The organism is Streptomyces sp. MnatMP-M17 (assembly GCF_900091995.1).
Lineage (GTDB): Bacteria > Actinomycetota > Actinomycetes > Streptomycetales > Streptomycetaceae > Streptomyces.
Genome location: NZ_FMDK01000241.1, coordinates 23,178 through 29,944, shown reverse-complemented (window position 1 = coordinate 29,944; position 6,767 = coordinate 23,178). Strand labels below are relative to the sequence as shown.

Here is a 6,767-nt window from a genome sequence, read left to right as displayed (position 1 = left end):
CCGCGGCGACCCCGGGCGGCCCCCCCGCCGCCGTACCGCAGGCCAGAAGCGCCGACCGGACCGACTGCCCGGACGCCATACGGACCGCCGTGGCCGAGGCCCTCGCCGAGGAGCGCGAGCGCGAGCTCGCCGAGGCGCGCGCCTTCTGGGCCGCGCAGGAGGCCCGGGACGCGGCCGACACGCCGTCGCTGCTCGGCGGGCTCGCGGGCCTCGGCGCCGAGGACGGACCGTTCTACATCCCGCGCCAGGTGGACTTCGCCGGTTTCGAGTCGCTGGATCTCGACGCGGCCGAGGCGCTCGACAGCTTCGCCGACTATCCGGACCTCAGCGAGATCAGTGAGGTCAGTGAGGTCAGCGAAGTCAGTGAGGTGAGCGGAGTGGGCGGCAGCGGCGGTATCGGCGAGGTCGGCGATTTCACGGAGGACTCGCCGGAACTGGCCGCGGCCCGCCGCCGGCATCCCTCGCACCCGGACTTCGTACCGCTCCAGACACCCGTCGTCAGCGACCACGAGCGCACGATCACCCGGCTCGAAGAGCTGGCCGCGACCCGTACGGCGCTCGCCGATGTGCGGCCCGGTCCGCTGGGCACACTCGATGTCTATGTCTTCGCGGACGGTACGACGCTCTGTATGACTCCGGGCCACCGGGAGACCGCCGAGCGGCTCGCCGCGGCGCTGCGCGCGGGCGACGCGCCGTTCCTGCTGGGCGGCTCCGGTGTCTCCGGCGCGTACACCCTGACGTTCTCCTACGGAGGCGACGGCAGCGGCACCGGTCATGACGCCACGGGCCGTGGCACCACCGGCTCCGGCGCCGACGCAGAAGCCGCCGACGGAGAGGGCGCCGAGCACGTCTACATCCTCGCGGACCGCGTCATCGCCTCGCTGTAGTCCCGCCCGTAGTCCCTCACAGGGCCGCGCGGCCGACCGCCCGCTCGACCGACCTCACGGCCTCGTCCAGCTCCCTCACGGACGGGGCCGTTCTCAATGCCTCGGCCAGATCCGCGGCCGCGACGGTGAGCTGGTCCGCGACGACGAAGACACCGGCGTCCGGCATGATCCGCGGCTCCTCGCCGGGCGCGTCGAGCCGCTGGGCCCGTACGGACAGTTCCCTGGCCAGCGCCAGCGCCTCGGCCGCGGCACCACGCCGGAGCCGACTCTGCGGAGCGGCCCGCAGCCGGTCGGCGAAGCGGTCCACGGCGGCGGTCAGCGGCGTTGTATCGAGCACCCGGCCGACCCTACGCGCCCGGCCGGGATCGCGGCCAAGGGACGGCCAAGGCATACAGGAATGGCTACGGGACTGTTGCCAACAGGCCAACGCTCGGGCACGGTGGCCTGAAGGACCAGTACGCGCAGAGCGTCCGGAGGCGCCGATGTCCCTTGTCTTCTCCGAAGAGACCCACCGCAACATGCTCTCCCGCATCCCTCATTGCACCGGTCGTGAGATCTCCGACTGGCTGCGCGCCGTCGAGGAGGGCCCGTCCCTCATCCGTTTCGAGGAGAAGGTGAGCTGGCTGAGGAGCGAGCACAACCTCGCATACGGACACGCGAAGGCGATCGTCCATGAGTACGACCTGAGGCGGGCGGCCCGCCGTCTGCTCTGACCGGCCGCACACACAAACAGCCGCGCACACAACAGAAGGGGCCCGCGGGCACCAAGCCCGCGGACCCCTCCGCGCTGTATCAGCGTGTCAGCGCGTCAGACTGTCACCGCCGCCGTCAGTCGTTGCCTTGGAGGATCGACAGCAGCCGCAGCATCTCCAGGTAGATCCACACCAGAGTGAGCGTGAGGCCGAAGGCCGCGAGCCAGGACTCCTCGCGCGGAGCGCCGTACGCGACGCCGTCCTCGACCTGCTTGAAGTCCAGCGCCAGGAAGCACGCGCCGAGGACGATCCCGACGATGCCGAAGACGATGCCCAGACCGCCGCTGCGGAAGCCGAGGCCGTCACCGCCGCCGAAGACGCTGAAGAGCATGTTGGCGACCATCAGGAGCAGGAAGCCCATGGCCGCGGCCATCACGAAGCCGTAGAAGCGGCGGGTGACACGGATCCAGCGCATCTTGTACGCGAACAGCACACCGGCGAAGACCGCCATCGTGCCCATGACCGCCTGGATCACCACGCCCGGCGCGATGTAGGTGCTCACCGCGCTGCTGATGACGCCGAGGAAGACGCCCTCGAAGGCGGCGTACGCGAGGATCAGCGCCGGAGTCGGCCGACGCTTGAAGGACTGGATCAGCGACAGGACGAGCGCCACCAGCGCGGCGCCGATCGCGATGCCGTACGACTTGCCGATGTTGGCCTGGTCGACCGGCAGCAGGACCCACGAGAGAACGGCCGTGAGGATGACCGTGCCCAGCGTCATGGCGGTACGGGTCACGACGTCGTCGATCGTCATGACGTCGGTGCGCGCGGGCGCCTGCGGTCCCGCGCCGTATCCCGCGCCCTGCTGGGGCGCGTACGGGTTGGTCGCGTACGGGTTGGTTCCTACGGCGGGGCCCCCGGCCTGCGGCGCCGCGTTGAAGCCCGCGTGGCCGTTGTCGCGGCTGAAGCCCCGTCGCGAGAAGACCGGGTTACTGCTCCTCATCTCACTCCTCCATGGCCACCCTGCGTGGCCTTGCCACAAGAGTAATAGGGACGCAAAGCGTCTGCCCTAGTGCTGGGGGAGGATCTTTCCAGGATCGTGACACCACACGCGTGCCGCGCGTCACACCGGCGGCCGTCGGACGGTCGGAAATGTGCCCGGAACCGGACTTGAACCGGTACGCCCCCGAGGGGCAGCGAGGTTTAAGCTCGCCGTGTCTGCATTCCACCATCCGGGCACGCGCGACGCCGCGTTGGCACATGAGCCTATCGGGACACACCACTCGAACAGCCGAGCGGCAACCCGATGTTGTCTTATTTTATTGACGTCTGAGGGTGCGTCAGGGCACGTACCGAGCCATCCGCACATGCCGGGCGCGGGTGGTCAACTCGTACCCAGGCGTACAGGAATGACGAAAAGTCGCCGCCCGGTCACTCATTCGGCACAACGCCGGACCCCTTTGTCCCGGGTGGACACCCCTCAGGGGCGGTGTCATACCGAAGGAGGAGGGCGGCGCGCGGCGGTCAGACCCAAGAGGGCCCCGGGAACGGGCATCGGGACGGACGACCCGCGCCGGGGCGGCACGGAGGATGGAGTCGTTCCCACCGAGCATCCGACAAAACAGGAGTGTCCTCCCGTGACCACCACCCAGATCGCCGACCGCGCCACCGCGGTGGCCGCGCGCGCCTCCGAACTGTCGAAGGTCTATGGAACGGGCGAGACCCAGGTGGTCGCCCTCGACCGGGTCACCGTGGACTTCCGCCAGGGCGAGTTCACCGCGATCATGGGGCCCTCGGGCTCCGGCAAGTCCACCCTGATGCACTGCGTCGCCGGCCTCGACACCTTCAGCGGTGGGTCGGTGCGGATCGGCGAGACCGAACTCTCCACGCTCAAGGACAAGCAGCTGACGCAGTTGCGCCGGGACAAGATCGGCTTCATCTTCCAGGCGTTCAATCTGCTGCCCACGCTGACGGCCCTGGAGAACATCACGCTCCCCATGGACATCGCGGGCCGCAAGCCCGACCGGCGGTGGCTGGACCAGGTGATCGCGATGATCGGGCTGGCCGACCGGCTCGGCCACCGGCCCACCCAGCTCTCCGGCGGTCAGCAGCAGCGGGTGGCCGTCGCCCGTGCGCTGGCCTCCCAGCCCGAGATCATCTTCGGCGACGAGCCCACCGGAAACCTGGACTCGCGCTCCGGCGCCGAGGTGCTGGGCTTTCTGCGCAACTCCGTACGGGAGTTGGGGCAGACGGTCGTCATGGTGACGCACGACCCGGTGGCCGCCTCGTACGCGGACCGGGTCATCTTCCTCGCCGACGGCCAGATCGTCGACGAGATGCTGCACCCCAGCGCCGACGGTGTACTCGACCGGATGAAGGCCTTCGACGCCAAGGGCCGTACAAGCTGACGCCGAGCAGGCCTCAAGCAGACGTCGAGAAGACGTCAAGCAGATATTGAGCAGACCTCAAGCGGACTTCAGCAGAACGCAGCAAATGCCGCACCGGGCCGATGCCCACCGCGCCGATCGCGCCTCCCGTGCCTCTCGTGCCGCACTCGTCTCCCGCGCGCCTCCCGCCAGCTCCTGCGGCCCGCGCCTTCCGCCGCCCGGCCCATCCCATTCCACCAGGACTCCCACCATGTTCCGTACCGCCCTGCGCACTGTGCTCGCGCACAAGGCCAGACTGCTGATGACCGTGCTCGCCGTCATGCTCGGCGTGGCCTTCGTCTCCGGCACCCTGGTCTTCACCGACACCATCGGCAACGCCTTCCGCAATCAGTCGGCCAAGAGCTACAAGGACGTCGCCGTCGCCGTCACGTCCCATGACAGCCGTGACAACGGTCCGAAGAAGGAAGGCGAGCAGAGCCCCGGCATCAGCCGGCAGACCGTCGAGAAGATCGGGGCCGTCGACGGCGTCGCCTCCGTCACCGGCCGCGTCAGCGGCTTCGCCGGAGTCGCCGACGCGGACGGCAAGCTCATCGGCAACGGCTGGTCCAACACCGGTGCCAACTTCGCGCCCGCCGCGAACGGCCAGGACTCCGCCTACACCTTCACCGATGGCTCGGGCCCCACGCGCGACGACGAGATCGCGCTCGACACGTCCTCGGCCGCCAAGGGCGGTTACCAGGTCGGCGACCAGGTGCGGGTCGCCACCAACGGACCGGTGAAGGAGTACGCCCTCTCCGGTGTCTTCACCACCGAGGACGGCGCGGTCAACGCGGGTGGCAGTCTGGTCCTGTTCGACACCGCCGTCGCCCAGAAGCTCTATCTGGAGCCGGGCTACTTCATGGACGTCACCGTCACCGCGGCGCCCGGCGCCTCGGACAGCGCGATCCTGACCGACGTCAAGGCCCTGATCGGGAAGAACGCCGAGGCGCAGACCGGCAAGCAGCTCGCCGACGAGCAGGCCGCGAACATCGAGTCGAGCGTCTCCACGCTCAATCAGATGCTGCTGGCCTTCGCCGCCATCGCCCTGTTCGTCGGCGTGTTCCTGATCTCGAACACCTTCACCATGCTGGTCGCCCAGCGCACCAGGGAGCTGGCGCTGATGCGCGCCGTCGGTGCCTCGCGCCGCCAGGTCAAGCGCTCGGTGCTGGCCGAGGCCGCGGTCGTCGGCGCCATCGCCTCGGCGGTCGGCTTTCTGGTCGGTCTCGGTCTGGCGACCGGACTGCGGTCCGCGATGGGCTCGTTCGGCGCGAGGATGCCCGCAGGACCGCTGGTGATCTCACCGACCGCCGTCGGCGCGGCCTTCGTCGTCGGTGTGCTGATCACCCTGATCGCCGCCTGGCTGCCCGCCCGCAGGGCCGCGAAGATCCCGCCGGTGGCGGCGATGAGCAGTGTGCACGCCGTGGCCACCACCAGGTCCCTGGTCGTACGCAACTCGATCGGCGCGGTACTGGCACTGCTCGGCGCGGTACTGATCGTCGCGGGCGCGGCGGCGGGCGCCGACAACGGACGGCTGCTGATCGGCGGGGGCGCGTTCCTGACGATGATCGGTGTCATCGTGCTGATCCCGCTGCTCTCGCGGCCGGTCATCGCACTCGTACGGCCCGCCCTCCAGCGGGTGTTCGGCGTCGCCGGCAAGCTGGCGGGACAGAACGCGGTCCGCAATCCGCGCCGTACCGGAGCCACCGCCTCCGCGCTGGCCATCGGGCTCACGCTCGTCACCGGTCTCACGGTGATCGGTGTGACGATCGGCCAGGCCGTGGACCGGATGACCACGGACAACATCAAGGCCGACTACATGGTCACCATGGCGAGCGGCGGTCCGCTGGACGAGTCGGCCCTGACCGCGCTGGAGAAGGTGTCCGGCGTAAGCGCCCTCTCCCCGCAGCAGGCCACGTCGCTGAAGATCAAGGGCGAGTTCCACGCCGCCTCGGCGGTCACGCCCGGAGACATCGAGAAGGTCTTCGCCTTCAACAACGTCTCCGGCTCGCTGGACGCACTCGGCCAGGGCGGGATCGCGGTCGCCGACAAGACCGCGGAGTCCAACGGCTGGAAGCCCGGTGACACCGTCGAAGTGACGTACTCCGACGGCAAGTCCGCCCGGCTGAAGGTCGGCGCGGTCTACGCGGGGAACGAGTTCCTCTCGCCGGTGCTGATCTCCAAGGACCTGGTCGCCCCGCACGAGTCCAAGCCGTACATCCCCGAGGTCTGGGTGAAGATGGACGGCGGTGCGAGCGCCGCGCATGAGCAGGCACTGGTGGACGCGCTGGGCGACAACCCGGGCATCGACTTCATGGACCAGCAGGACATCAGGAACACCTTCGGCGGCTTCATCAACACCGCGCTGAACATCATGTACGGGCTGCTGGCGATGGCCCTGATCATCGCGGTCCTCGGAGTCGTCAACACCCTGGCGATGTCGGTCTTCGAGCGGCAGCAGGAGATCGGCATGCTGCGGGCGATCGGTCTGGACCGCCGCAAGGTCAAGCGGATGATCCGGCTGGAGGCCGTGGTGATCTCGGTCTTCGGCGCGGTGATCGGAGTGGTGCTCGGGACCTTCCTGGCCTGGGCGGTCGGCGAGACGTTCAAGGACTCCATCCCGGGTTACGCCCTGGTCATCCCATGGGACCGGATCGGGATCTTCCTGGTGCTGGCCGGGCTGGTGGGTGTGCTGGCCGCGCTCTGGCCGGCGCGCAGCGCCGCGAAGCTGAACATGCTGACGGCGATCAAGACCGAATAGCGGT

Annotated in this window: 6 protein-coding genes and 1 tRNA gene; 4 read left to right on the top strand and 3 right to left on the bottom strand. The window is 69.3% G+C overall.

The genetic code is table 11. The annotated features are described in order from the left end of the window. The coding region (locus GA0115259_RS11785) for a hypothetical protein (protein WP_237539933.1) at positions 1–887 on the top strand (887 nt) is incomplete at its 5' end. A 16-nt stretch (positions 888–903) separates the two neighbouring features. On the opposite strand, the gene GA0115259_RS11780 is transcribed toward GA0115259_RS11785, so the two are convergent. Further along, positions 904–1,224, bottom strand: coding sequence for a hypothetical protein (locus GA0115259_RS11780; RefSeq protein ID WP_093594839.1), 321 nt, complete (start codon positions 1,222–1,224; stop codon positions 904–906). 145 nt (positions 1,225–1,369) lie between these two features. Here GA0115259_RS11780 and GA0115259_RS11775 point away from each other — a divergent pair, with 145 nt between their 5' ends. Continuing rightward, positions 1,370–1,600: a DUF4287 domain-containing protein gene (locus tag GA0115259_RS11775; protein WP_066956338.1), complete on the top strand. Its 231-nt coding sequence runs from the start codon at positions 1,370–1,372 to the stop codon at positions 1,598–1,600. A 115-nt stretch (positions 1,601–1,715) separates the two neighbouring features. On the opposite strand, the gene GA0115259_RS11770 is transcribed toward GA0115259_RS11775, so the two are convergent. Together GA0115259_RS11770 and GA0115259_RS11765 are read right to left on the bottom strand one after the other, a co-directional pair. Next, on the bottom strand, positions 1,716–2,582 hold the full coding sequence (locus tag GA0115259_RS11770; protein ID WP_093594836.1) for a Bax inhibitor-1/YccA family protein: 867 nt from the start codon (positions 2,580–2,582) through the stop codon (positions 1,716–1,718). 152 nt (positions 2,583–2,734) lie between these two features. Then, positions 2,735–2,817 (bottom strand) — tRNA-Leu (locus GA0115259_RS11765). A gap of 399 nt (positions 2,818–3,216) precedes the next feature. Between GA0115259_RS11765 and GA0115259_RS11760 the strand changes: the two genes are divergently transcribed. Both GA0115259_RS11760 and GA0115259_RS11755 read left to right on the top strand, forming a co-directional pair. Beyond that, complete coding sequence (locus tag GA0115259_RS11760; protein ID WP_093594833.1) at positions 3,217–3,987, top strand: ABC transporter ATP-binding protein; 771 nt, start codon at positions 3,217–3,219, stop codon at positions 3,985–3,987. Between the two features lie 229 nt (positions 3,988–4,216). After that, positions 4,217–6,763, top strand: coding sequence for an ABC transporter permease (locus tag GA0115259_RS11755; protein ID WP_093594830.1), 2,547 nt, complete (start codon positions 4,217–4,219; stop codon positions 6,761–6,763). The last annotated feature ends 4 nt before the right edge of the window (positions 6,764–6,767 follow it).

Excerpts from the sequence above, each read along its gene's own strand:
- GA0115259_RS11775 (WP_066956338.1), top strand. The coding sequence starts at position 1,370 with ATGTCCCTTGTCTTCTCCGAAGAGACCCACCGCAACATGCTCTCCCGC.
- GA0115259_RS11755 (WP_093594830.1), top strand. The coding sequence starts at position 4,217 with ATGTTCCGTACCGCCCTGCGCACTGTGCTCGCGCACAAGGCCAGACTG.
- GA0115259_RS11770 (WP_093594836.1), bottom strand. The coding sequence starts at position 2,582 with ATGAGGAGCAGTAACCCGGTCTTCTCGCGACGGGGCTTCAGCCGCGAC.